Here is a 434-nt window from a genome sequence, read left to right as displayed (position 1 = left end):
CATTACAACCGATCACTTATCGCCTTCAAATGCGATAATGGCCAGCAGTGCCGCGGGTGAATACCTATTAAAAATGAACGTACCTGAGGAAGACTTTAACTCATACGCAACCCATAGGGGCGATCATTTAACAGCGCAGCGCGCTACGTTTGCTAACCCTAAATTGCTAAATGAAATGGTACTTGATGAAAGCGGCGAAATTAAGCAAGGTTCGTACGCGCGCATAGAACCAGAGGGAAAAAATACTCGCATGTGGGAAGCAATCGAAGCATACATGCAGCGTAAGCAACCACTTATTATTGTGGCTGGCGCAGATTATGGCCAAGGCTCGTCGCGCGATTGGGCGGCAAAAGGCGTAAGACTCGCGGGTGTTGAAGTAATTGCAGCTGAAGGGTTTGAGCGTATTCACCGTACTAACTTAGTGGGTATGGGTG

At 47.9% G+C, this 434-nt stretch carries 1 pseudogene; it reads left to right on the top strand.

Annotated elements, in window-relative coordinates:
• A pseudogene (locus AAEY62_RS20375) lies at window positions 1-434 on the top strand (Fe/S-dependent 2-methylisocitrate dehydratase AcnD); the annotation flags it as partial.

This window comes from Pseudoalteromonas sp. GW168-MNA-CIBAN-0100, assembly GCF_040309225.1.
Lineage (GTDB): Bacteria > Pseudomonadota > Gammaproteobacteria > Enterobacterales > Alteromonadaceae > Pseudoalteromonas > Pseudoalteromonas arctica.
This window is presented reverse-complemented; position numbering and strand designations above follow the sequence as displayed.